The following is a 24,961-nucleotide window of genomic DNA, read 5'->3' on the forward strand; positions in this document are numbered from 1 at the left end:
GCCCTCAGACCGCCAGGCAGCTGGGGCCGAGGAGTTGCTTCAGGTCGCCGAAGAGGGCCGGGTCGGACTTCACCCGGTGCCGGTCCAGCCGCAGGACGGTGGTCTTGTTCCGTCCCTCCAGCCGCAGGCGCACCTCGGTGGTGCCCTTGTGGTGGGTGAGGACCTCGCCGAGGCGGGCGACCAGCGGCGGAGTGATCCGGCCGCTCGGGATGTTGATGACGATCGGCGCCTCGGCGTGCGCGTTGGAGAGGTCCGGGACGGACAGCTCCATGCCCATGAGCCGCGGCACGTCCTCCCGCTTGTCGAGCTTGCCGCGGACGAACACCACCGCGTCCTCGACGAGTTGGGACGAGACCAGCTGGTAGCTGGCGGGGAAGAACATGCAGTCGATGGAGCCGGCGAGGTCCTCGACGGTGGCGATCGCCCAGGCGTTGCCCTGCTTGGTCATCTTCCGCTGGAGGCCGGAGATGATGCCGCCGATGGTGACGATGGCGCCGTCCGGGCGCTCGGCGAGGTCGGCGACGGCGCAGTCGGCCTTGTCGGAGAGGACGTGCTCGATGCCGTGCAGCGGGTGCGAGGAGACGTAGAGGCCGAGCATCTCCCGCTCCTGGGTGAGCAGGAAGGACTTGTCCCACTCCTCCTCGGAGAAGACCACGTCGAGGCCGAAGCTCGGCTCGTCGGAGACGGAGTCGCCGCCGAACAGGTCGAACTGGCCCTCGGCCTCCTTGCGCTTGACCCCGACCACGTTGTCGATCATCGGCTCGAACTGCGCGGTGAGGCCCTTGCGGGTGTGCCCGAGGGAGTCGAACGCGCCGGCCTTGATGAGGGATTCGACCGTCCGCTTGTTGCAGACCACCGACTCGACCTTGTCCAGGAAGTCCGGGAAGGAGGCGAACTTCCCCTTGGACTTGCGGGTGCGGATCATCGACTCGACGACCGGCCCGCCGACGTTGCGGATGGCGGTGAGGCCGAAGCGGACGGTGTCGTTGCCGTGCGGGGTGAAGTCCGCGTCGGACTCGTTGACGTCCGGCGGCAGGACGCTGATGCCCATCTTGCGGGCCTCGTTGAGGTAGACCGCGGACTTGTCCTTGTCGTCCTTGACCGAGGTGAGCAGGCCGGACATGTACTCGGCCGGGTAGTTGGCCTTGAGGTACGCCGTCCAGTAGGAGACCAGTCCGTAGCCGGCGGTGTGGGCTTTGTTGAACGCGTAGCCGGAGAAGGGGACGAGGACGTCCCACACGGCCTGGATCGCGGCGTCGGAGTAGCCGTGCTCGCGGCAGCCCCTCTGGAAGGGGACGAACTCCGCCTCCAGGATCTCCTTCTTCTTCTTGCCCATGGCGCGGCGCAGCAGGTCGGCCTGGCCGAGCGAGTAGCCGGCGAGGATCTGCGCGGCCTTCTGGACCTGCTCCTGGTAGACGATCAGGCCGTAGGTGGGCCTGAGGATCTCCTCCAGGGGCTTCTCCAGCTCCGGGTGGATCGGGGTGATCTCCTGCTGGCCGTTCTTGCGCAGCGCGTAGTTGGTGTGCGAGTTGACGCCCATCGGACCCGGGCGGTACAGCGCGAGGACGGCGGAGATGTCCTCGAAGTTGTCGGGCTTCATCAGGCGCAGCAGCGAGCGCATGGGGCCGCCGTCGAGCTGGAAGACGCCGAGCGTGTCGCCGCGGGCGAGGAGTTCGTAGGTCGGCTTGTCGTCGAGGGGCAGATCAAGCAGGTTGATCTTGATGCCCTTGTTCTTCTCGATCGCCTTGACGGCGTCATCCATGATCGTCAGGTTGCGCAGGCCGAGGAAGTCCATCTTGAGAAGGCCGAGGCCCTCGCAGGTGGGGTAGTCGAACTGCGTGATGGTGACGCCGTCGGTGTGCCGGGTCCAGACCGGGATGTGGTCGGTGAGCGGCTCGGCGGACATGATGACGCCCGCGGCGTGGACGCCGGGCTGGCGGATCAGGCCCTCGATGCCGCGGGCGGTGTCGATGACCTTGCGGACGTCCGGGTCGGTCTCGTACAGGCCGCGGATCTCGCCGGCCTCGCTGTAGCGGGGGTGCGAGGAGTCGGTGATGCCGGAGAGCGGGATGCCCTTGCCCATGACGTCCGGCGGCATCGCCTTGGTGATCCGGTCGCCCATCGCGTACGGGTAGCCGAGGACGCGCGAGGAGTCCTTGATGGCGGCCTTCGCCTTGATGGTGCCGTACGTGACGATCATGGCGACCTTGTCGGAGCCCCACTTCTCCGTCACGTAGCGGATCACGTCGCCGCGCCGGCGCTCGTCGAAGTCGATGTCGACGTCGGGCATGGAGATGCGCTCGGGGTTGAGGAAGCGCTCGAAGATCAGGCCGTGCGGGATCGGGTCGAGGTCGGTGATGCCCATGGCGTAGGCGACCAGCGAGCCGGCGGCCGAGCCACGGCCCGGGCCGACCGCGATGCCCTGGCTCTTCGCCCACATGATGAAGTCGGCGACCACGAGGAAGTACGCCGGGAACCCCATCTGGATGATGGTGTCCATCTCGTACTCGGCGAGCTTCTTGTGCTCCTCGTCGTAGCCGCCCGGGAAGCGCCAGTCCATGCCCTCCCAGACCTTGGACTTGAAGAAGTCCGCCTCGGACTCGAAGCCCTCCGGGATGGGGAAGCGCGGCATCAGGTTCTTGAACTCGAACATGCCGGCGGTGTCGACGCGGGAGGCGACCAGCAGCTGGCTGTTGCGGCAGCCCTCCTGCCAGGCGTCGGAGGTGTCCAGGCCGTACATCTCGGCGGCCGACTTGATGTAGTAGCCGGTGCCGTCGAAGCGGAAGCGGTCCGGGTCGGAGAGGTTCTTGCCGGTCTGCACGCACAGCAGCAGGTCGTGCGCGCCGGCGTCGCCCTCGGTGGTGTAGTGCGAGTCGTTGGTGACCACCGGCGGGATGTTCAGCTTCTTGGAGATCTCCAGGAGGCCGTCGCGGACCCGCTGCTCGATGTCGAGCCCGTGGTCCATCAGCTCCAGGAAGTAGTTCTCCTTGCCGAAGATGTCCTGGTAGTCGGCGGCGGACTTCACCGCCTCGTCGAACTGGCCGAGGCGCAGCCGGGTCTGCACCTCGCCGGAGGGGCAGCCGGTGGTGGCCATCAGGCCGGCCGCGTGCTCGGCGATGATCTCCTTGTCCATCCGGGGCCACTTCACCAGCCAGCCCTCGGCGTAGGAGCGCGAGGTCAGCTTGAAGAGGTTGTGCAGGCCCTCCCTGTTGCGGGCCCAGATGGTCTTGTGGGTGTAGGCACCGGACGCGGAGACGTCGTCCTTCTTCTGGTGCGGCTGGCCCCACAGGATGCGCTTGGTGTTGGAGCGGGCCTCCGGGGCGACGTACGCCTCGATGCCGATCACCGGGGTGATGCCGGCGGCGGTGGCCTGCTTGTGGAACTCCGCGGCGCCGTACATGTTGCCGTGGTCGGTCATCGCGACGTGGGTCTGCCCGAGCCGCTCGACCTCCTTGAAGAGCTGCTTCAGCCGGGCGGCGCCGTCCAGCATCGAGTACTCGGTGTGGACGTGCAGGTGCGCGTACGGCTGGTCGCTCAAGGCGGGGCCTCCGGAGTCTCGGCATGATCGGAACCGGGCGCGAAACAGGTAAGGCCCGAGCACCTGTCAGGGCCCGGACCACGGCTTCCGCGTCGCGGCACCGAGTCTAGTCCCCCGTCGCACCCGCCCCGGGACCCGGCACGAGTGCTCTGCTCGCTCCCCACGTCGTTCCCCTCACTTCCGGGCGCCGACGGGTCACTTTCGGGCGTCGGCGGGTCACGTTCGGCGGTCAACGGGTCACGGAAGGAGACCCGGGGTTCCGGCCCGGCCGTTCGCGCCGATAGCCTCTGGCGCACTGACGTGCGAGGAGGGGTTCCATGGCATTCGGCCCGGTGGTGCAGCAGCGGGCGCGAGGCGGAGGGCTGACCGCGATCGGCGTGCTGATGCTCGTCCAGCTGGCCTCCGAGCTCGGCGTGCTCGCCTACGACGTCACGCAGAAGGGCCCCGGCTACCTGCTGACCGCCCTCGGCGTCTCCTACGCGGACTACGTCGACGCGCCGGTCGGCTTCTTCGGCTACGACACCGGGCTCTGCGTCGCCCTGGCCGTCCTCGCGGTCGGCGCCTTCACGGGCGGCCGCTGGGTCCGCCCGGCGGCGGTGGCGCTGACCTCGGTGACCGCCTTCGCCTCCCTCGGCCAGGTGCTGAACCAGGTGGTCCACTCGGCCTCCCGGCGGACCTTCGCCGAGCCGGTCAGCCACCTGTGGCTGAACATGACCCTGCTGCTCACCATCGGGATCGCGATCGCCGTCGCCGCGATCGTCGGCGCGACCCGTCCGACCGCCCCGGCGGCGCCCGCCCCGGTAGCCTTCCACCCGTACGTCCCCGCGCAGCGCCAGGCCCACCCGCCGATACCGCCGACGACGCCGCCCGGTCCCCCGCCGGCGCCGCCCGCGCCGCCGAACGCCTGAACCCCGGCCGTCCGCCGCGCGTCCTTCCCCTGCGGACCGGACAGCACCACCGACAGACCGCACCGATTGGAAGGCCCATGCCCGACCAGCCCACCGTCGCCGACCGCGAGCCGGAGCGCGCGGAAACCGTCCTGCGGGTCTTCGACTCCGCGTTCGGCGAGCTGCTGGCGCAGGACCCGGCCGCGTTCCGGGTGAAGTTCCGCAAGATGGCCGCCTCGGCCTTCGCCTTCTACCGGGGCACCGCGGCGCTCTTCTACGCCGACCTCACCACCGACCCCTACCGGGAGTACGGCGCCCGCTTCCTGGACGAGCGCACCGGCCGGGTCTGGATCCACGGCGACCTGCACGCCGAGAACTTCGGCACCTACCTGAACGCCGAGGGCCGGCTGGTCTTCAACGTCAACGACTTCGACGAGGCCTACGTCGGCGCCTTCACCTGGGACGTCCAGCGGCTCGCCGCCAGCCTCGCCCTGATCGGCTACGCCAAGGCGCTCTCCGACGACACCATCACCGGCCTGGTGCGCGCCTTCGCCGCCGCCTACCGCGGCCAGATCGCCGCGCTGGCCGGCAACGGCGCCGCCGCCCAGTTCACCCTGGACACCGCCGACGGGCCGATCCTCGACACGCTGCGCCGCGCCCGGCTGCAGACCCGGGTGGAGCTGCTCGACGCGGAGACCGTCGTCGAGGGCTGGGACCGCCGGTTCCGGATCGGCGGCGGCGCCTTCCAGCTGGACGCGGACACCCGCACCGAGGTGCTGGCCGCCTTCGACCGCTACCTGGAGACCCTGCCGCCCGCCTCCCGCACCCGCCCGGACGCGCTGCGGGTCAAGGACGTCTGCGGCCGCCGCGGCATCGGCATCGGCAGCGCCGGCCTGCCCTCGTACAACCTGCTGCTGGAGGGCCACACCGACGCCCTCGAGAACGACGTGATCATCTACATGAAGCAGGGGCAGACGCCTGCCGTGTCCCGGCACGTCACCGACCCGGCGATCCGCGGCTACTTCGAGCACGAGGGGCACCGCACGGTCATCTCGCAGCGCGCCCTGCAGGACCACAGCGACCCGTGGCTGGGGTACACCACCCTGCACGGCCGCGGCCAGCTCGTCGCCGAGGTCTCCCCGTACGCGGCCGACCTCGACTGGACGGACCTCAACGAGCCGGACGACCTGCGCACCGTCACCGAGTACCTCGGCCGGGCCACCGCCACCATGCACGCCGCCGCCGACGAGTCCTCCAGCGGCCACAGCCTCGTCCCGTTCTCCACCGAGCACGCCATCGACAAGGCGATCGCCGACGACGAGGACGGCTTCACCGGGATGCTCGTCGACTTCGCCCACGCGTACGGCGACCGCGCCCGCCGCGACCACCAGCTCTTCGTCGACCTCTTCCGCAACGGCCGCATCCCGGGGCTGTAGGCCCCGCCCGCGTCATGCGAAGGGCCCGGCGGTCCGGCGCAGCGTCTGCGCCGGGCCACCGGGCCCTCTGGTGTGCCCCCGCCGGATCAGTACCCGGCGATCAGTACTCGGCTGTCAGTACTTGGCGAAGTAGCCCGTCAGGTCCACGATGGCGTGGCTGTGCGTGGCGTGGTTGTACAGGTCGATCTGCCGGTCACCGGTGGCGACCGTGGCGTGGACCGAGAGGTTCTGGCCCGCCGAGAAGTTCAGCGAGCTGGACGTCGGGCGCGTGGTGCCGTGCGCGAACAGGCTGAAGAACCCGTCGGCGTCGCTGCCGGTGGTGGTCGCGTTCACCACCACGGCGTCCGCGGTGGCCGGCAGGTTGCCGACGGTCGTGACCTGCTCGAAGGCGAGCGGCGCACCGTTGTTCTGCCGGGTGTCCAGCAGACGGCCCGGGCTCACCGGGTGGAACAGCTCGGTCGCGCTGGGGCTGTAGTAGCCGACCAGGTCCACGATCGCGTTGGTGCTGCCACCCGAGTTGAACAGGCTGATCCTGCCGCCTGCCCCGATCGGCACGATGGCCTGGTTGGAGATGATCGACCCGGGCGTGAAGTTGACGTTCGAGGTGCTCGGGCGGGCCGCACCGGCCGGGTGCGCGATGAAGAAGCCGGCCGCGGTGGGCTGGACGGCGGTCAGCGTCACGACGGCCGCGGTGGCGTCGGCCGGGATGCCGTTCTGGCCCGTGATCTGGACGTCCTTCGTGGCGCCCGCACCGAGCGGACCGCCCGCCGAGCGGGTGTCCAGCAGGCGGACCGGAGTCTGCGGGGCGTACTTGTTGGGCGAGGTCGGGCTGTAGTAGCCGGCGACGTCGACGATCGCGTCGAAGTCGCTGGTGGTCGTCCACAGGTAGACCTTGCCGTCCGCACCGACCGGCGCGGTCACCAGGTTCGCGACGGTCTGGCCCGCGGCGAAGTTGACCGACGAGGTGGTGGGCTTGGCCTTGTCGTTCGGCTCGACCGCGACGAAGCCGGCCGTCGACGGGTTCACGACCGTCACGTTGAGGACCACCGCGCTGGCGCCCTGCGGCAGCTTGAACGGGCCGGTGCTGTCCGGGCCCAGGTTCAGCACCTTCTCGTTGCCGCCCTGCCCCGCCACCGGCGCCCAGGTGCGGCCGCCCGCGGAACGGGTGTCCATCACACGCGTGGCGGTGACGGGGGTGTACCCGGACGCCGGGTAGATGCCGGCCTTGTCCTGCAGCCAGGTGGCGAGGTCGTCGACGCGGGTGTCGTAGGCGCCGCTGTGCTCGGTCTCCTTGGAGCCGAGGCAACCGTTCTGCCAGGACCGGCTGTTGATGGCCACCAACTCGTAGCGGTAGCGGTGCTGGCCGACCGCGGCATCGGGGGTCAGGTCGACGCTCCGCACGGCCGGGCCGCCGGTGTCGCCCTTGCAGATGACGGCGTCGCTGCCCGAGGGCGCGGCCAGGTCGATGCCGGTCGCGCCCACCGCGCCCACCGTGAAGGCGTTGGCGTGCAGCTTGGCGGCCCACTCGGTGCGGGTACGGCCGTAGCCGGCCACCGTCACCGCGTCGCCCTTCTTCGGAACGCCGGCACCGATGTCGAGAACCTTGGACAGGCCCTGGACCGGTGCGTTGAGACGGGCCAGGACCAGGTCGCGGTCCGTCCGGGGAACGAGCTCGGCGACCGTGTACGTCGGTATCGGCTCGCCTGCCTTGTAGGCCAGCGACGGGATCGTCACGACCGTGGTGTCCTTCGGCGCACCGGGCGCCAGGTCGATGCCCGCGGCCGGGTTGTCGACGAAGCAGCTGGCTGCCGTGAGCACCCAGGACTTGTCGATCACTGCGCCCGAGCAACTGCGCTTGCCGTCACCGATGTCGAGCCTCGCGGTGAAGGAGTACTCGGTCGACGGAGACACGACCGCATGGGGGTCCGCATCGTCAGCGGTGGCCACGGTCGAGCCGCCCACGGCGAGCAGTCCGGCTGCGAGAGCAGTCGATGCGAGGCCTGTCAGCCAACTCGGCCGAAGGCGCTTGGAGTTCATGATGAAGATAACCTGTTCCAGGATGAGGTGACGGTCGGACGTTCCTGAGTCGCGCGGCACAACCCGGCCGCTGGTGCGGGCACCCTCGGCCGGGCACGCGCGGGCTGCTATCCGGTGATCCGGAGTTCGAGCAGGGTCGAGGCGTCACCCGTCGGAGACGCTTCGCCGAAGCCCTTGGCGGCGTCCTTCGGCACGTCGACGGTCTCGGTCTGCCCCTTGGTGGAGAGGCTGGCCTTCAGGGAACGGTCCCAGGTCTGAATCCGGTAGGCGTCCGTGATGTTGAGCACCAGGCGGCCGGTCGCATCAGGGGCGGCGAAGCAGATCCAGTTGTCGTGCAGGGTCACGCTGCGGGCCCAGACCTTGATCTGGTGCGGGTTCGCGCAGTCGGTGTAGGTGATGTGACCGTCACCGCCGACCACCTTGGCGCCGGTGGACCCGAGGATCTCGTCGGCACCGGGGTACGCACCGTCCTCGATCGCGAAGGGGGCACCCGCGTTCTCGGTCGGAGCGGTGTCGGCCGCAGCAAGTGGCGTGACGGAGGCGAGCACCGCCACGGACGCGGCGATGCCTGCAGCCAGCAGCCACCTGTGGGAGCGGGAAGCCATCGGGCCCCTTTCAAATGTGGGCGCGTTACTCGCAACAGCACCAAAACGGACTTGAGACACAAAGGACTGACGTGTGGTCAGCGCTGCCATGACAGGCGATCGCTGACGATCGGTAATATAAACTCGTTGTAAGCGTTGGGGGAAACTGAGGCGATCCGATTCTGCGAGGCGCTGCCCGTCGGGCATGCGCTCGTGCGGCATGCCCGAACACACCCGGACGGCACGGAACGAACCTCGCGACGACCGATTCGTATGCCCTTCGCACAGCATGTCCGTCACCCGACGGGCCGCGGTTTTCATCACGCACGCGCAAGGGGGATGCGGTGGTTCCTGGATCGTCCTGCACTGCAGGTGGGGGAAGCCTCACGGGCAGAGCCCGCCGGACCGGGAACGCCCCGAGCGGGGCCGTCACCCACCGCACCGACGGCGGAGTCCACGGACGGGCCCACGAAGCGGAACGCAGGGCTTCAGATATTCCTCCGCCTGCACGTCAGTGCACTGACGACCATTGAAATGAAACCCAGAGGCAATGGTGAGTTTGAAAACACATCACGGTCCGACGAAGCGTTTGTCGAGCCTACAAGCCGCTTGTCGAGTCCTCCTTCCCGCTGTCCTGCTCGGTGCGCTCGTATCGGCACCGCCCAGTGCGGCCGACGAACTTCCCACCCTGCCCGTGACCGACCGCGGAAAGGTCGTCGAGGCCTGGCAGTCCGGCGGCCCCGCCGTCCGGTCCGCCGCGGAGGCCGCCCTCTCCGGCAGTGACGACCAGGTACGGTCCTTCCTCGCCACGGACCGCGCTGCGGCGAAGGTGAAGGACGACCGCCAGGTGGCGCTGCAGATCGTCGCCGTCGGTGGGCGAGGACTGCGCCAGGCAGCCGAGCAGGCGCTCGCCGGTGCACCGCAGGACCTGGAGGCCTTCCTCAAGGACGGCTGGAAGGTCCCGCTCGAACAGGACCAGCGCGTCCGTGCGGCTCAGATCGTCGAGGCAGGCGGTAGGGGCACGAAGGCGGCCGGGAACGCCGCCCTGAACGGGTCGATCGACGACGTCCGACGCTTCCTGACGGAGACCCAGTACGGTCAGCGGGACGCCGACGACCGCGTCCGGGTCGCACAGATCGAAAGCACCGGTGGACCGGCGACCCGTCAGGCCGCGTCCTCGGCGTTGAACGGCTCGATCGACGACGTCCGCGAGTTCCTGGCCGTCGGCCAGCACATCGCCCGTGCGCGGGACCAGGAGTTCTCCAGCATCCAGCAGCTTGCCGTGCAGGCCAAGGAGGCCGGCGCCCAGGCCGCTCGGGAGACCGAGGCCGCCAAGGACGCGTCCGAGCGCGCGGTGGCCGCAGCCCGGCTGGCGAAGGAGGCCGCGGAGACCGCTGCGGCCGAGACGGCCGCAGCGAAGAACGATGCGACCAAGGCCGCATCGGCGGCCAAGCGCGCCGCCGACGCCAGCCGCCGGGCGGCCGACGCCGCCAAGGCCGCCATCTCCGCCGCACGGGCAGCCAACAACGCGGCCCGCATCGCGGCCGGCGCTGCGTCCGAGGCTGCCAGCGCCGCGATCGGCGCGGCCCAGGCTGCGACCCGTGCCCGCAATGCCGCCGCCTCGGCCGCGACGGACGCCGGGCAGGCCTCCGCAGCGCGGCAGGCCGCGGAGGCCGCCCGCACCGCTGCACAGCTGGCGTGCCAGGTCGCCGATGCGGCCGCGCAGGCCGGCGCGGCCGCATCCGCGGCCGGCGAGGCGGCCAAGGCCGCCGTCAGCGCGAGCAGCAACATGCAGGCCGCCGCCAACGCAGCCGAACAGGCCGGAAACCTCGCCGACCAGGCCGGCTCCTCCGCCGCGGAAGCCAAGCAGGCGGCCGACACCGCCCGGCGCAACGCGAAGGAAGCCACCCGGGCGGCGAACGCCGCCTCCGCGCTCGCCGCCGAGGCGGCCACCGCGGCCAAGCAGGCGCACGACGCCGCGTACTCCGCCGCCGCCCACGCCAACAACGCGGCTGCGGCCGCCGACGACGCCGCTGCCCATGCCGGCGACGCGGCCACCGCGGCCCAGCAGTCCACGGCGCACGCTGCTGCGGCACAGCAGGCAGCCGATTCCGCTCGTGCCGCCGTCGAGCAGGCCAAGGGCATCGAGACTCTGGCCCGCAAGAGCGAGCAGGAGGAGGTCACCGCCCGGACGACCGCTGCAGTCGAGCAGGCGCGGGATCTCAAGGCTCAGAACGATCTCGCCACCGCTGCTGCCGCACGCGCCGCCGAGGACGGGAAGAAGCTCGACGCGGAGGCCGTACGGCTCGCCGCCGAGGCCGCCGATCCTGGAACGGCGCCGGCCAAGGTCGTCGCCGACGGCCGCGGGATGGCCGTGGCAGCGATGAAGATCCGCGGTTCCTGGAGTCGTGCCGCCGCTCAGGCCGCACTGGGCGGTTCCGACCAGGACATGGTCGACTACGCCCGCACCGGCTGGCAGAACGCCGCCGCCCAGGACGAACGCGTCCACCTGCAGCACCTCGTCAACGACACCGGGCTCGACGCCGTGCACACCGCGGCCCTCAACGCCCTCGACGGCAACGCCGGGCAGATCCACACCTTCCTGGAGACCGGCCGGCACCAGGCCGCTGCGTCCGACTACCGCGTCCTCATCGCGAAGATCGCCGAAGCCGGGGACCGCGGCCTCAAGGACGCCGCGAACGCTGCTCTCAACAACGGCTCCGTCGACGCCCTCGTCACGTTCCTGAACAGCACGCAGTACAGCACCCGCGAGGCCGACGACCGGGTCCGTGCCGCGCAGCTCGCCGAAACGGGCGGCCCCGAGGTCAAGCTCGCCGCCGAGGCGGCCCTCGCCGGACCGGCCACCGGTCTGCGTGCCTTCATCGAGGTCGGCCGCTACCGCGCCCAGCGCAAGGACGACCTCACCACGGCCCACGTCGCCCAGGTCCAGAACCTGATCGCCGGCGCCGAGCAGGTGGCCGCCCTCGCCCAGCAGAACGCCTCCCAGGCAGCCCAGGCTGCTGCCACGGCCCGCCACGCAGCAGCGGATGCCGCCACCTACGCCCAGAAGGCGCAGGAGTCCGCCACCGAGGCAGCCGGATACGCCAAGCAGGCCGCAGACTCCGCGAAGGCCGCCGACACCTCCGCCGCCAAGGCCGCCGAGTCCGCCAAGTCCGCACGCCAGGCCGCTGCAGACGCGAACCGGGCCGCCATCCGAGCCGTCGAGTCCAGCACAAGGGCACAACTCTCGGCGACTGCGGCGCGCTCCTCCGCCACCGAGGCACGGACGGCCGCCGATCAGGCGAAGGCTTCAGCCACGGCGGCGGGGAAGGACTCGACGGCAGCATCAGCGGCAGGCAAGGAGGCGTTTGCGGCAGCCGTCGCCAAGCAGCAAGCCCAGGACGCACGTTGGCAGCAGATCGTCGAGGAGTGGCGGAAGAAGAACGCACAGGATGACCGGGCCGACGACGGATGGGTCCCCGACTGGCTTCAGGATCCCCTCCAGACCGCCGCCGACTACACGGTGGCTGTCCTCACCACCCCTGATGTCTGGATCGGAGCGGGTGAGACCGCGCTTGGCTTCGTCATGGTGCAGGCCGGACTGAGCGGCGACATCGCCGGCGGTGCGGTCTGCATCACCGGGGTCGGCTGCCTGGCCGGCGCGCCCGCCATCGCCGTCAGTACTGCAGTCGCAGTCGGCGGCGCCTACATGGCCGCCGATGGCATCCAGCGGTTCGACCAGGGTCTCGAAACGGCACTGCGCGAAGCAGAGCAGTCCACCGGACGCACAGCGGCCGGCGGCCGGAACGAGCAGCGTGTCATGGAACTCGTCAAGGAGAACGCCGAGTACGGCACGGAGCTCCCCATCAAGATGAAGGATCCACGATGGCCGGCGGAGGACGGCTGGGTGAAGATGGAACAGGTGGTCGACAACGTCGAAATCCACTACGTGTACAACAGGCGAACCTTCCAGTCGGCCGACTTCAAGTTCAAGGACCGCAGCCAGTGATCCAGCCCGACAACCACCCCGTGGAGAAAGGCGTGAGCGGAATGAGTGGTGATTCCGCACGCAGCCACGACCCATCGCCCGCGCCCCTTCCTACAGGCACCCGTGTCACCGTGGTCCGCGACCCGGAGTGGGACGGTCCTTGGCAGCGTGAATTCGAGGGAACGATCGACGATTTCGGTCCCCCGGAGTCCGTGGACCACCCCCTCGCGCACAGGGGCGAGCTGATGTACTGGGTCGACTTCGACGATCCGCAGCTCGATGCCGACGGGGACGGCCCGTACCGCAGGGCACAGATCTGGGACCGCTATCTGAAGCCGCGGAGTCAGGCGTAGCCATCAAGAACGCAGCGGCCCGTCACCATGGCGGGCCGCTGCGTCTTGCCTTCGCTCCCCCGAGCTGACGGCCTTGCACGCAATCAGCCGCCCGGTTCCGCCAGGAAGGCCAGGGCGGTGGCCCAGGTGCGTTCGGCGGACTGGTCAGGCCGTCCGCAGCTCCCTGCGGACGACGAACCGCAGGCCCGAGTACGTTCCGTCGACCGCGCAGACCTTGTTGTCGACCAGTCCGGTCGGGAGGGCGGTCTCGCGCAGGACGTCCTCGGTGAGGTCGGTGGGGATGCGGGAGGCCTTCTTGGGCCAGGTGATCCAGAGGCCGGCGGCCGGGCGCATGGCGGTGCGGAGGTCGGCGAGCCGGGTGGTGAGGTCGGCCCGGTCGCCGGGGAACCAAAGGGCGGTGTCGAAGGGGGCGGCCCGGTCCGGACGGTGCTGGATCAGCAGGTCGTCCGGGAGGCCGGGGATCGTGAAGCCCTCGGGGGCGTCCACGAGCAGCAGGGTGTGGCCCGGCCGGATGCCGAGCTTGCGGGCGAGCGGGGTGCCCGAGTAGCCGGCCGCGGCGGGCACCGTCAGCCGTCCAGCTCCGTGAGGAAGGCCAGGGCGGTGGCCCAGGTGCGGTCGGCGGCCTCCTCGTCGTAGTCGGGGAGCTCGGGGTCGGTGTAGATGTGCCCGGCACCGCGGTAGCGGTGGACCTCGACGTCGGCACCGGCCTTGGTCATCCGCAGGTACCAGGCGTTCAGCCAGTCCTCCGGCTCGAACGGGTCGGGCTCGGCGACGTGCAGCTGGACGGCGACGGAGGTGGCGGCGTCGTCGCGGATGTCGGAGGTGCCGTGCAGCAGGAGCAGGCCGGCGGCGTTGGTGTCCGCGAGGGCGAGGTTCTGGGCGAGGGCCGCGCCGAGCGAGAGGCCGGCGTAGACCAGGCCGGGCCCACCCTGGCCGAGCAGCGGGGCGGCGGCGTGCACGGCACGGCGCAGCAGTTCGTCGGTGGTGATCTCGTCCTTGTACGCCATGCCGTCCTCGACGGTGTCGAAGACCCGGCCGTCGTACAGGTCGGGGGTGTGCACCTCGTGTCCGGCGGCGCGGAGCCGGTCGGCCGCGGCGTGGACGGCCGGGCGGAGTCCGTAGGCGGAGTGGAAGAGGACGATCTGGGCCACGGGATGCTCCTGCGTGCTGGGAGACGTGATCGGGGACGGTGCGGTCTCCCATGATCCCCCACGGTGCCGGCAAAGAGCGTGCCCGGCCCGCCGGGGTGCGGCGGGCCGGGCACGGGCATCGGAGGTGGCGGGGTCAGGAGGTCTCGACCCAGACCCCGTCGAAGCCCTGCTTGGCGTGGAGGCTGACGAAGTTCCAGCCGGCGGGCGGGTTGGTCACGGTGAGCGTTTCGGCGTTGCCGGTGCCGGCCGACCTCGTGGTGTAGGCGCCGGTGGTGGCCCAGTTGGCGTTGCTGTAGTAGAGGTCGGCGTCGCCGGTGCCGCCGCCGCTGGTGACGGTGAGGCGGGCGGTGCCGGCCGGGACCCACAGGTAGAGGTAGCGGTAGTCGCCGGTGGGCGAGGCGAGGTTGCTGCGGCGGCAGCCCGGCTCCAGGCGGCGGGTGTCGGGGGCGGTGCACTCGGGGCGGCCGCAGCCGGTGGGGGTGCAGCTGCCGAGCCAGCGGTCGAAGTCGGCGTCGTAGCGGGTGCCGATGGTGCCGGTGAGCAGGGTGCGGGCGCCGGCCCAGTCGCCGGTGCGGTAGCGGGCGAGCAGGGTGTCGACGTCGGCCCGGTGCGTCTCGACCATGTAGCGGACGGCCAGGTAGCCCCAGTTGTAGATGCGGGTGGAGTCGGCGTTGTCGTAGGTGGTGTCGAAGAGGGTGCTGAGCCGGTAGGTGTGCTTGCCGGCCTGGGTGAGGGCGTCGGTGTAGACGGCGCCGCGGTAGGAGTAGGAGACGTACTCGGCGAAGCCCTCCACCCACCAGACGGTCGGGGTGGCGGTGCCGGCCGCGAAGTCGCCGTACATGTCGAAGCGGCCGTCGAGGTAGTGGGTGTACTCGTGGTTGAGGTTCCAGATCTGGAAGTCGGGGCGCAGCCACTCGGCCTCGTGGGCGATGAACCGGGGCTGGTTGCCGGCGGCGGCGGGGTCGCCCTCCAGGTACATGCCGCCGTTGTCGGTGCTGATGCCGTAGATGGCTCCGGCGTAGGTGCGGTAGTCGGTGCTGGAGTGGAAGACGACGACCTCGATGGTGGTGTTGCGGTCGTCGGCGACCGGGCCGTTGTCGCGAACGATGCCGTGCACGTAGGCGTCCTGGCCGGCGAGACTGGTGCAGGTGGCGGTGAGCTGGTCGGCCGTCATCTGCTGGGCGAGGATGCGGATGCTCGGGCTGCAGGTGCGGGTGACGGTGAGGACGGCGGCCTTCAGGCGGTTCGCGAGGTCGCAGGTGCCGTAGTAGGCGCACTGGGCGGCGTCGTACTCGGCGGCCATCTCGGCGAGGCCGACCCAGAGCTGGGCGGTGGTGCCGGTCATCGCGGTGCGGCCGAGCAGGTCCTTGACCAGCGGGCGGACGGCGGTCTGGAGTTCGGGGTGCTGGAGGAAGCGGGCGAGTTCCCGGCCGGCGTTGGAGACCAGGTAGCCGCGGTCGCCGCCGAGCATCCCGAGGTGGGCGGTCGCGAAGGCGCCGAGGGTGTCGAGGACGCCGTGGTCTGCGGTGACGGTGGCGACGAAGTCGGGTGACTGGTGGCCGCGCCAGAGCACCGTGAAGGTGTTGTTGACGGCGTTGAGCATCCACCAGGAGGCGTCGTAGCGGGTGTCGTAGTCGGTGAGCAGCCGCCGGACGACGGCGAGGTAGCGGGCGTTCTCGCCGGAGCTGTCGATCAGGGTGACGGCCTCGGAGAGGGTCTGGCCGTTGGCGTCGGTGACGTCGCGGGAGTGCGGGGCGGCGAAGAAGGCGTCGAGGGCGGCGCGGATCGAGCCCTGCAGGGTGGTGCCGTAGCTGCCGACGTCGCCGGAGTGGTACCACTGCACGTAGTAGCCGGCCCGCAGGTAGAGCACCAGTTGGGCGGCGGAGGTGCTGTTGTCGCCGGGGTAGGCGGTGGAGACGTCCCGCAGGGCGTCGGCGACGGAGACCATCTGGGCCTCGCGGAAGGCGCCGCGGGCGTCCGTGCCGGTGAGGGTGAACAGGGTGTTGATGCAGCCGGTGTCGGCGGCCTTCACGGCCTGGACGAGGGCGGCGCCGGTGCGGCCGGTGAAGTCGCCGACCGAGCAGGCCGCGGCCGTGGTGCGGGGCGCGACGGCACGGGCGTCGGCGGAACGGGAGTCGGCGGTGCGGGGCTTGTCCCGCCGGGTGGCGGCGGCGTCGTAGGCGGGCTGGGGAGCCCGTTCGGCAGGGCGGGAGAGGGTGGCCTCGGCGGGGGCGAGTGCCGTCCCGGGCTGCTGGACGGTGGCCGGGCTCGGCGCGGGGCCGGTGGCGCCGGCAGTACCGGAGCGGCTGGTGGCGGGGTGCTGCGGGGTGCTCGGGGCGGCCTGGCTGGGGGTGGAGAGCAGCAGACCGAGCGTCAGGCAGCAGACGAGGGCGAGGGCGAGGGCGAGGGCGAGCCGTCGCAGGGCGCGCAGGGGTGAGGGTATCCGGGAGGTGTGCACGTGGGGGCCTCCGGGCCGGGTGAATCGGCCGCGTGGGGGCGGCCGTTGACGGTGACGGGCAGGGCGGAGCGGTCCGCACGGCTCCGCTGTCCGTGAAGGTGTGACATGTACAATTGCACGCGTCACATGGCATGGGAAGTCCTCGCGCAGGCCCAAGTTCGCTTCGCAGACGCCCAGTTGGGCTTGAGCTGCAGCGAAGCGGCGTGGACATGAAGAGTCAGGGAATAGTCGTCCCAAAGTATGGACATCTGATTACCAGCCAGTAGCCTCTGACGCTGTGACAGAGACCCCCGACCCCGTGTTCCCCGCCGTCGCCCGGCCGCGCCGCCGCCGCGTGCTGAAGGCCGCCGCCCTCACCGCCGGTGCGGCCGTCCTGCCGATCGCCGCGGGCACCGCGCCGGCCACCGCCGCCACCGCCCCGCAGTTCCTGCACGGCGTCGCCTCCGGCGACCCGCTCGCCGACGGCCTCGTGCTCTGGACGAGAGTGACGCCCACCCCGGACGCCGTCCCCGGCTCCGGCGCCGGCCCGGCCACCGACGTGGTCTGGCAGATCGCCACCGACAGGTCGTTCACCTCGGTGCGCGCCAGCGGCACGGTCACCACCACCGCCGCCACCGACCACACGGTCAAGGTGGACGTCCGCGGCCTGACCGCCGACACCGTCTACTGGTACCGCTTCACCGCCGGCGGGGCCTCCTCCCCCGTGGGCCGCACCCGCACCGCCCCGACCGCCGACGCCGCCCTCGACCGGCTGCGGCTCGGCGTCGCCTCCTGCGCCAACTGGGAGGCCGGCTACTTCTCCGCGTACCGCCACCTCGCCGCCCGCGGCGACCTCGACGTCTTCCTCTTCCTCGGCGACTACATCTACGAGTACAAGACCGGCGAGTTCTGCGCCGCCGGCAAGGTCGTCCGCCCGCACGACCCCGCGCACGAGATCACCACCCTCGCCGACTACCGCACCCGGCACGGAAAGTACAAGACCGACCCGGACCTGCAGGGCCTGCACGCGATCGTGCCGACCGTCGCCATCTGGGACGACCACGAGTTCGCCAACGACGCCTGGTCCGGCGGCGCCGAGAACCACACCCCCGGCACCGAGGGCGACTGGTCGGCGCGGATGGCCGCCGCCAAGCAGGCGTACTTCGAGTGGATGCCCGTCCGCCCGTCGATCGCCGGCACCACCTACCGCCGGCTGCGCTACGGCAAGCTCGCCGACCTGCACCTGCTCGACCTGCGCTCGTTCCGCTCCCAGCAGGTCAAGGTCGGCAGCGGCGACGTCGACTCCGCCGACCGCACCATGACCGGCCGCGCCCAGCTCGACTGGCTGAAGTCCGGCCTCTCCGCCTCCGACACCACCTGGCGGCTCATCGGCAACGAGGTGATGATCTCCCCCGTCGCCTTCCTGTCGCTGCCGGACTACCTGCTGCGGCCGATCGCCAAGCTGCTCGGCCTGCCCGGCGAGGGCCTCGCGGTCAACCCGGACCAGTGGGACGGCTACACCCACGACCGCCGCGAGCTCCTCGGGCACCTGAAGAACAACGGCATCGGCAACACCGTCTTCCTCACCGGCGACATCCACTCGGCCTGGGCCGCGGACGTCCCGAGCGAGGCCGCCACCTACCCGGCCTCGGGCAGCGTCGCCACCGAGTTCGTCGTCACCTCGGTCAGCTCCGACAACATCGACGACTACCTCAAGGTCGCCCCGCAGACCCTCTCGCTGGTCGCGGCCGCCGCCATCCAGGCCGCCAACCGCCACATCAAGTGGGTCGACCTCGACTCGCACGGCTACGGCGTCCTCGACATCACCCCGCAGGCCGTGCAGATGGACTACTACATCCTCTCCGACCGCACCCGGCGCGACGCGACCACCAAGTGGACCCGCTCCTACCGCACCCGCACCGGCACCCAGCAGGTCGAACGGGTCTGGTCCCCCGTCAAGTGACGTCGGCGTGCCCGCCCGCGGCAGGAGAGGCCGCGGGCGGGCACCCGACACCCGTGCCCGGGCGGTCGCTCGACGGGCCCGAGCGCCCCGGGGCTACGACTCGCGGGGCGCGAAGCGGGCCAGCAGGTCGCCGGCGGTGAGGCGTTCGACCTCCGCCGGGGCGGCGTCGAACGGGCCCGGGTAGAGACGGTAGGCCGCACCGGCGAGCTTCTCCGGCGCCGAGACGTCGCCGTCCACCAGGGCGACGAACGCCCTTGTGCCGGCCAGGCGTTCGGTGGCGGTGGCCCGCTCAATGGCGTCCGGGCCGACCAGCTGCCGCAGGCGGGCGGCGAAGGACTCCACCGGCTCGTCCTCGCGCCGGCGCCAGCTCCGCAGCCCCGCGCCGTCCCGGCCGCGGACGAGCACCTCGTCGGCGCCGGCGGCGGCCTGCGCGACGGCGAGGTCCCAGAGGGTGGCCCGGTTGCCCGGGGAGAAGTGGTCGAGGACGTCCTTGGAGAGCCGGCCGACCTCCTCGCTGTACCGGCGGACGCTGTGGAAGCCGCCGTCCGCCCCGGTGTTGAGGTCCGTCCAGGTGTAGCGGCGGTCCGCCAGGTCGACGATCATCGGGACGCAGACCTTGGCGTCGCCCATCAGGTCGAGCCGCTGCCGGACGGCCTTCGGGTCGTAGTGGCCGGCGCCGCGGTCGGCCGCGGAGAGCTGGATGAAGCCGGCGAAGGCGTCGGTGAGCTGCTCGAAGGCGACGTCGTTGTAGCTGAAGACGATCATCACCGCGTAGCGGCTGCCGGCAGCGGCGAGCCGCCCGAGGTCCAGGTCGACGAACTCGGTGGCCCCGTGCGGCGGCGGCGCGGAGACGAAGTCCCCAGAGTGGACGGCCGCCCGGTCGCCGTGCACCAGCTCGGTGTAGTCGCACAGCCCGGTGAACCGCCACTCGGCGTCGTACAGCGCGACCGACAGGTCGAGGTCCACCCGCAGGTGCTCGGGCTGCATCCAGTGCAGGAACAGCCGCAGGCGCTCGCCGGCCGGCAGCCGCTGCCGGCTGCCGCGCGGGACGGCGACCAGGGTCTTGGCGGCGGCCCGCTCGGCGAACGGCACCACCAGGTCGGCGAGGCCCTCGTCGACCAGGGCGAGGTCGTAGCGCTCCCCCGCGCACCGCCGCAGCAGTTCCGCCTCCACAGCGGCCACGACGGGCCGGGCGAGTTCGGCCGGGACGACGGTGCCGTGGTCCTCCCGGGCGTGCGCCAGGGAGACGGTGCCGCGCGGGAAGTACAGCCGGCGCTCGCCCTCTTCGCGGTGGCCGCGCAGCCGGCCGTAGGCGCCGAGCAGCGGGCCGGGGGCGGCGCCGCGCAGGGCGTCGGTGACGGTGCGCAGCACGTCCGCGGGCAGCGGTTCGGCGGGGGCGGTGGCGGCCTGCACCCGGAGCAGGTGGTGCAGGCGCCGGGCGAGTTCGCCGGGCCGGGCGGCCAGGGCGCGGGCCGCGCCGGCGACGTCCCCGGCGGCGAGCCGGGACTCGACCCGGCCGGCGAAGCCGGTGAAGCCCAGCCTGGTGCGGCCGCCGGTCTCCACCACCCGCAGCGGGTGCGGCGGTTCGGCGAGCTCGGCGCCGACCGGGTGCTCCCGCAGGTCCGTCCCGCGCAGCAGCACGAAGGCCGCGGCGATCGTCGGGTAGCGGTCCCGGTACTCGTACGGGTGGAGGAGTTCGCCCGCCCGCAGCCAGGCGGAGCGGTGGCGGCGCAGGTCCTCGGCGAGCGAGGGCAGCGGCAGGCCGTCGAGGATCGCCAGCAGGCCGCGGCGCAGCGGGCGGGGCAGGTTGCGCAGCCGCAGCCGCCGGGCGGTGGCGGGCAGCAGGTCGGGCTCGGCGCCGGACCGGCACCAGAGCAGCCGCAGCACGTCGGTGGCGGTGTCGATCCGTTCGGCGAGCACCGGCAGGGCCGCAGCCGGGTCGCGGCGCAGCAGGGCGGTGAGGACGACGGCCTTGGTCTCGCGGACGGGGATCTGCGCGGGCAGGCGTGCGGTGAGGTCGTCGGGGGCGAGGGCGAGCAGTGCGGCGAGGTCCTCGCGGTCCTGCGGGGCGAGCGGGGTGCGGCGGGCGAGCAGCCGGGTCAGTTCGGCCAGTGCGACGTCCGGGGTCGCGCCCTCGGCGAGCCGCAGCGGGCGGAGCGTCTGCTCGCCGCCGAACTCCTCGGCGGCCTTGCGGCCGGCCGGGTTGTCCTCGCCGAGCCAGGGTTCGTCGGCGAGCGGGGTGTCGCACAACGGGCAGCGGTCGCCGCGTCCTTCGGCCGTCAGGCCGTCGTGGCAGCCGGGGCAGAGCAGGTGGGCGCAGGGGGCGAGGGCACTGATGCCGGCCTCGGCGCCCGTCCGGCCGCAGTGCGCGCAGGGCTGGCGCGGCTGGTTGAGCAGGAAGGCGCGGATGCTGCGCGAGTAGAGGATGCGCGCGTGGTCGGGCACCGCGTCCGGGAACCGGTGGAACAGGGTGAGGTGTCGGCGGTCGGCGCCGAGCAGGTGGTCGATCCGGGCCAGCAGTCCGGTGCCGGTGGCGGCCAGCGCCGTGGGCGTGAGCCGGGCCAGGGCGCTCCGCAGCGCGGCGGTGAGCAGGTAGCCGCGCTGGGCGAGGTCGGCGTCCAGGGCGACCAGGCCGGCGGTGTTCCACGGGTCCGCGGCGGGCAGCAGTCCGCCGGTGGGGACGCAGACGGCGCCGCGCCGGCGGAGCAGGAACGAATCGAGGTCGACGTCGACGTCAGCCGAGGCGACTCGGGTCATACGGAGAATCCCCCGGGGGATGCGAAGGCGGGAGAGGAAGAAGGGGGGCGGAGAGGGGGCGCGCTGGTTCTTTTCGAAGGGGAAGGAGAAGGAAGCACGCCGCGGAGCCGCCCGCATCCGCGACCCTAGGACAACCCCGCCCGGGGCCGCCAGCGATTAAATCCCGGCCCTGCGGGGCGTCAGGAGACCACGTCCTTGCGGGCGAAGCCGCGGAAGGCGAGCGCGAGCAGGACGATCGCGTAGGAGACCGAGAGCGAGACGCCCTGGATCATGCCGCCCCATTCGAGGTGGGGTTGGAGGGCGTCTGCCCAGGCGTACTGCCAGTGCGCGGGCAGCCACTCGCGGAGGTCGCCGAGGGCGGTGACGGCGTCCAGGACGCCGGTGATGATGGAGAGGAAGACGGCGCCGCCGACCGCACCGAGCGGGGCGTCCGTCGCGGTGGAGAGCCAGAACGCCAGGGCCGCGATCACGAGTTCGGCGAGGATCAGGTAGCAGACGGCGATTCCGAGCCGGGGCAGCGCGGTGGCCGCGGGCAGGCTGGTGCCGGTCGGCAGCTTCAGGTCGCCCCAGCCGTAGGCGGCGGTGCCGACGGCCAGCCCGACCAGCGGCAGCAGCACGATCGCGGCGGCGGAGAAGGCCAGCCCGACGGTGAACTTGCGGGCCAGCAGCCGGGCCCGGGGCACCGGCGCGGCCAGCAGGTAGCGCAGCGAGGACCAGCCGGCCTCCGAGGCCACCGTGTCGCCGCAGAACAGCGCGACCGGGATGACCAGCAGGAAACCGGTGCCCATGAAGAGAAGGGTGGCGGCGAAGTTCGGCCCGGAGGAGGTGGCGAGTTCGATGAAGGTGGTGCGGTCCGGCCGGTCGGGGGTGCCGCCGATCTGGAAGGCCGCGAGGATGACGAACGGCAGTGCGGCGAGCAGCCCGCCGATCACCAGGGTGCGGCGGCGCCGCAGCTGGCGGACGGCCTCGACGCGCAGCGGCAGGGTGCGGCGGGCCGCGTAGCCGGTCGCCGCCTGCTCCGCGGCAGGAGCGGGTGCGGTGCTGCTCATGCCGGGCCTCCGATCAGGGACAGGAAGGCGTCCTCCAGGCGGCGCTGCGGGCCGACGCCCGTCACGGGCACCTCCAGGCGGACGAGTTCGACGACCAGCCGTGCGGCGCTGCCGCCGTCGTCGAGGCGGACGAGCAGGCCGCCGTCGACCGGCTCCGCCGAGACGACGCCGTCGAGCGCGGCGAGCTTGTCGGCGGCCGCGGCGAGCTCCTCGCGGCCGTGGCCGGGCGCGGTGGAGACGAGCAGCTGCTCGCCGCCGCCGACGATCTCGGCGACGGCCCCGGCGGTGACCAGGCGGCCGCGGTCCATGACGACGAGGTGGGTGCAGCTCTGCTCGACCTCGGACAGCAGGTGGCTGGAGACGATGACGGTGCGGCCTGCGGCGGCGTACCGGATCATCACCTCGCGCATCTCGCGGATCTGCGGCGGGTCGAGGCCGTTGGTCGGCTCGTCGAGGATCAGCAGGTCGGGCAGGCCGAGCATGGCCTGGGCGATGGCGAGGCGCTGCCGCATGCCCTGGGAGTAGGTGCGGACGGCGCGGTCGAGGGCCTCGCCGAGGTCGGCGATGGCGAGCGCCTCGTCCAGATGGGCGTCCTCGGCGGGCCGGCCGGTGGCCTGCCAGTACAGCTCCAGGTTGGCGCGGCCGGTGAGGTGCGGCAGGAAGCCGGCGCCCTCGACGAAGGCGCCGACCCGCGACAGCACGGGCGCACCGGCCCGCACCGCGTGCCCGAAGATCCGGATCTCGCCCTCGTCGGGGCGGATCAGACCCATCAGCATGCGCAGGGTGGTGGTCTTGCCGGCGCCGTTCGGGCCGAGCAGGCCGAGCACCTGCCCCTGTTCGGCGCGGAAGGACAGCTCGCGCACCGCGTACCGGTCGGCGGCGCCCTTGTAGCGCTTGCTGAGGCCGGTGATCTGCAGCGGGACGCCGGCGAGCGCCGGGTCGGCGGGCAGCTGCGGGCGGCGTCGGCGGCGCAGCAGGAGCAGCCCGGCCGCGACGGCGGCGGCGAGCAGCGGCAGCACCCAGACCCGGGCAGGCAGCGGGGCGGCCTCGGTGTGCAGACCGGCGACGGTCGGGACGGCGACCGGCCCGGCGACGGCGACGGTGTAGCTCGCGGGCTGCGCCGGGGAGGCGTAGGCCAGGTCGGTGGAGGCGAGGACGAGCCGCAGCCGGTGCCCGGCCGGGAAGGAGTGGTCGACGGCGGGCAGCGCGATCTGCACGGTGCGGCCGCCGGGCGCGTCGGCGCCGGTGACCCGCAGCGGGGCGACGAGCTGCTGCGGCAGGGTCTGCTTGCCGTCCGGGCCGAGGTCGTAGAGCTTGGCGAAGAGCACCGCGTCGGGCCGGTCGGCGTGCACGGTGACGGAGACCCGGGCCTGACCGGTGAGGTCGAGCCCGGTGGTGAGCGGGTCGGAGTCGAACGCGGCGTACTGGCCGGGGAAGTCGAGGGCGAGACCGCTGCCGAGGGAGGCGGCCTGCGAGAGCGCGCCGATGCCGGGGACGGTGGAGATGTTCGGCGGGGCGCCGCCGGGCGGGTTGGCGATCGTCTGCTCGCGGCCGGCGAGTTCGACGCTGCGGGTGGCGGTGCCGCCGAGGCCCGGGTAGGCGTCGGCGTCGGCGCCGCGCAGCACGGCCTGGAAGCCGGTGGAGTCGACGCCGCCGGTGCGGGTGACCCGGAAGGCGGGGCCGGTGCCTGTGCTCTTGCCGGCCAGGTAGTGGTCGAACCAGGCGGTGACCCGGGCGTCGGTGCGTTCGCTGCCCTCGGTGCCGCCGTCGTGGCCGCCGGCGAACCAGTCGACGGCGACGGGGGCGCCGTTGGCGGCGACCGCCCTGGCGATCCGGTCGCCCTGGTCGAGCGGGAAGAGCGAGTCCTGCTGGCCCTGGACGACGAGGGTGGGCACCTTGATCCGGTCGGCGGCCGAGGACGGGCTGGACTTCTCCAGCACCGCGACGGCCTCCGCGTCGGGGCGGCCGGCCGCGGCGACCCGGTTGTACATCGCGCACAGCTCGTCGAGGAAGCGGCCGCAGCCGACCGCGCCCTGCGGTACGCCGGGCTGTCCGTCCTGCTGTCCGTCGCGGGATCCGCCGGCGGGCCCGCCGGTGGGGGCGCCGGCCGAGCCGGTGGTGAAGAAGAGTCCGGCCCAGAGCTTCTTGAAGACGCCGTCGGCGGCCGTGGAGCCCTGGGCGGCCTGCGGGAAGAGCGCGTCGGCGAGGTTCCACCAGGTGATGCCGGCGGCGACCGCGTCGATCCGCGGGTCGTGGGCGGCGCCGAGCAGGGCGGCCCCGCCGCCGTAGGAGGCGCCGGTGATGCCGACCCGCGGGTCGCCGGTCTTGTCGAGCTGGACCTCGGGCCGCTTGGCGAGCCAGTCGACGAGCCGGCTGACGTCCTGGATCTCGCGGTCCGGGGCGTCCAGGCCGATCCGGCCGCCGGAGTGGCCGAAGCCGCGGGCGGACCAGGTGAGGACGGCGTAGCCGGCGCGGGCGAGCTGCCGGGCCCGGTCGCGTTCGCCCTCCTTGGAGCCGCCGAAGCCGTGCGCCAGCAGGATCGCCGGGCGCGGGGAGGTGCCGGTGGTGAAGAACGAGGTGTCGACCCGGACGGTCGCACTGCTGCCCGCGGTTTCGGGCATGTCGAGGAAGCGGTCCTCCTGGCGCACCTCGGGCCCGGAACCGCCGGCGGCGGTGCCGATCGCCCCCACGACGACCAGCACCGCCGCAACCATCCATGCCACCAGCGCACGCCGTCCCAGCCAGCGCCGCCGGGCCCACCCGAACCCCATGGCCACCGAC

14 protein-coding genes are annotated in these 24,961 nt (G+C 72.3%); 5 read left to right on the top strand and 9 right to left on the bottom strand.

Going from position 1 to position 24,961, the window contains the following annotated elements:
- Positions 1-4 precede the first annotated feature (4 nt).
- Positions 5-3,538, bottom strand: a complete 3,534-nt coding sequence (gene dnaE / locus IE98_RS0101455) for a DNA polymerase III subunit alpha (RefSeq protein WP_030262699.1) — start codon at positions 3,536-3,538, stop codon at positions 5-7.
- Between the two features lie 317 nt (positions 3,539-3,855).
- Here dnaE and IE98_RS48840 point away from each other — a divergent pair, with 317 nt between their 5' ends.
- Positions 3,856-4,446, top strand: coding sequence for a hypothetical protein (locus IE98_RS48840; RefSeq protein WP_030262701.1), 591 nt, complete (start codon positions 3,856-3,858; stop codon positions 4,444-4,446).
- Between the two features lie 77 nt (positions 4,447-4,523).
- Positions 4,524-5,861 (top strand): DUF2252 domain-containing protein, encoded by a 1,338-nt coding sequence (locus tag IE98_RS0101465; protein WP_030262704.1) that lies wholly within the window; start codon positions 4,524-4,526, stop codon positions 5,859-5,861.
- Positions 5,862-5,975: 114 nt separating this feature from the next.
- On the opposite strand, the gene IE98_RS44150 is transcribed toward IE98_RS0101465, so the two are convergent.
- Both IE98_RS44150 and IE98_RS0101475 read right to left on the bottom strand, forming a co-directional pair.
- A complete protein-coding gene (locus tag IE98_RS44150) occupies positions 5,976-7,772 on the bottom strand; it encodes a trypsin-like serine protease (protein WP_159400801.1) in 1,797 nt (598 codons plus the stop codon).
- A 233-nt stretch (positions 7,773-8,005) separates the two neighbouring features.
- Positions 8,006-8,503 (bottom strand): hypothetical protein, encoded by a 498-nt coding sequence (locus tag IE98_RS0101475; protein WP_030262711.1) that lies wholly within the window; start codon positions 8,501-8,503, stop codon positions 8,006-8,008.
- Positions 8,504-9,032: 529 nt separating this feature from the next.
- Between IE98_RS0101475 and IE98_RS0101480 the strand changes: the two genes are divergently transcribed.
- Both IE98_RS0101480 and IE98_RS0101485 read left to right on the top strand, forming a co-directional pair.
- The gene (locus IE98_RS0101480) at positions 9,033-12,491 is read left to right on the top strand and encodes an ALF repeat-containing protein (protein WP_078660701.1); all 3,459 of its coding nucleotides are present in this window, start codon (positions 9,033-9,035) and stop codon (positions 12,489-12,491) included.
- Positions 12,488-12,823: a hypothetical protein gene (locus tag IE98_RS0101485; RefSeq protein WP_234443363.1), complete on the top strand. Its 336-nt coding sequence runs from the start codon at positions 12,488-12,490 to the stop codon at positions 12,821-12,823. Before IE98_RS0101480 ends, IE98_RS0101485 begins: the two co-directional genes overlap by 4 nt.
- Before the next feature lie 144 nt (positions 12,824-12,967).
- Here the strand turns inward: IE98_RS0101485 and IE98_RS0101490 are convergent, their stop codons facing one another.
- The 3 genes from IE98_RS0101490 to IE98_RS0101500 form a co-directional block, all read right to left on the bottom strand.
- Positions 12,968-13,387: a DUF3052 family protein gene (locus IE98_RS0101490; protein WP_199922848.1), complete on the bottom strand. Its 420-nt coding sequence runs from the start codon at positions 13,385-13,387 to the stop codon at positions 12,968-12,970.
- A 2-nt stretch (positions 13,388-13,389) separates the two neighbouring features.
- Positions 13,390-14,004 (bottom strand): dienelactone hydrolase family protein, encoded by a 615-nt coding sequence (locus IE98_RS0101495; protein WP_324605741.1) that lies wholly within the window; start codon positions 14,002-14,004, stop codon positions 13,390-13,392.
- A gap of 103 nt (positions 14,005-14,107) precedes the next feature.
- A complete protein-coding gene (locus IE98_RS0101500) occupies positions 14,108-16,432 on the bottom strand; it encodes a collagenase (protein ID WP_420706149.1) in 2,325 nt (774 codons plus the stop codon).
- A 277-nt stretch (positions 16,433-16,709) separates the two neighbouring features.
- Between IE98_RS0101500 and IE98_RS0101505 the strand changes: the two genes are divergently transcribed.
- On the top strand, positions 16,710-18,374 hold the full coding sequence (locus IE98_RS0101505; protein ID WP_052389984.1) for an alkaline phosphatase D family protein: 1,665 nt from the start codon (positions 16,710-16,712) through the stop codon (positions 18,372-18,374).
- A 93-nt stretch (positions 18,375-18,467) separates the two neighbouring features.
- Here the strand turns inward: IE98_RS0101505 and IE98_RS0101510 are convergent, their stop codons facing one another.
- The 3 genes from IE98_RS0101510 to IE98_RS0101520 all read right to left on the bottom strand — a co-directional run bounded on the left by IE98_RS0101510 (position 18,468) and on the right by IE98_RS0101520 (position 24,951).
- Entirely contained in the window at positions 18,468-21,131 is a 2,664-nt protein-coding gene (locus IE98_RS0101510; protein ID WP_030262730.1) for an MXAN_6230/SCO0854 family RING domain-containing protein, read from the bottom strand.
- A gap of 179 nt (positions 21,132-21,310) precedes the next feature.
- The gene (locus IE98_RS0101515; protein WP_030262732.1) at positions 21,311-22,180 is read right to left on the bottom strand and encodes an ABC transporter permease; all 870 of its coding nucleotides are present in this window, start codon (positions 22,178-22,180) and stop codon (positions 21,311-21,313) included.
- On the bottom strand, positions 22,177-24,951 hold the full coding sequence (locus IE98_RS0101520) for an alpha/beta fold hydrolase (RefSeq protein ID WP_030262734.1): 2,775 nt from the start codon (positions 24,949-24,951) through the stop codon (positions 22,177-22,179). Before IE98_RS0101520 ends, IE98_RS0101515 begins: the two co-directional genes overlap by 4 nt.
- Positions 24,952-24,961: the final 10 nt, after the last annotated feature.

The organism is Streptomyces sp. NRRL B-24484 (assembly GCF_000717715.1).
In the GTDB taxonomy this organism is placed as follows: Bacteria; Actinomycetota; Actinomycetes; order Streptomycetales; family Streptomycetaceae; genus Kitasatospora.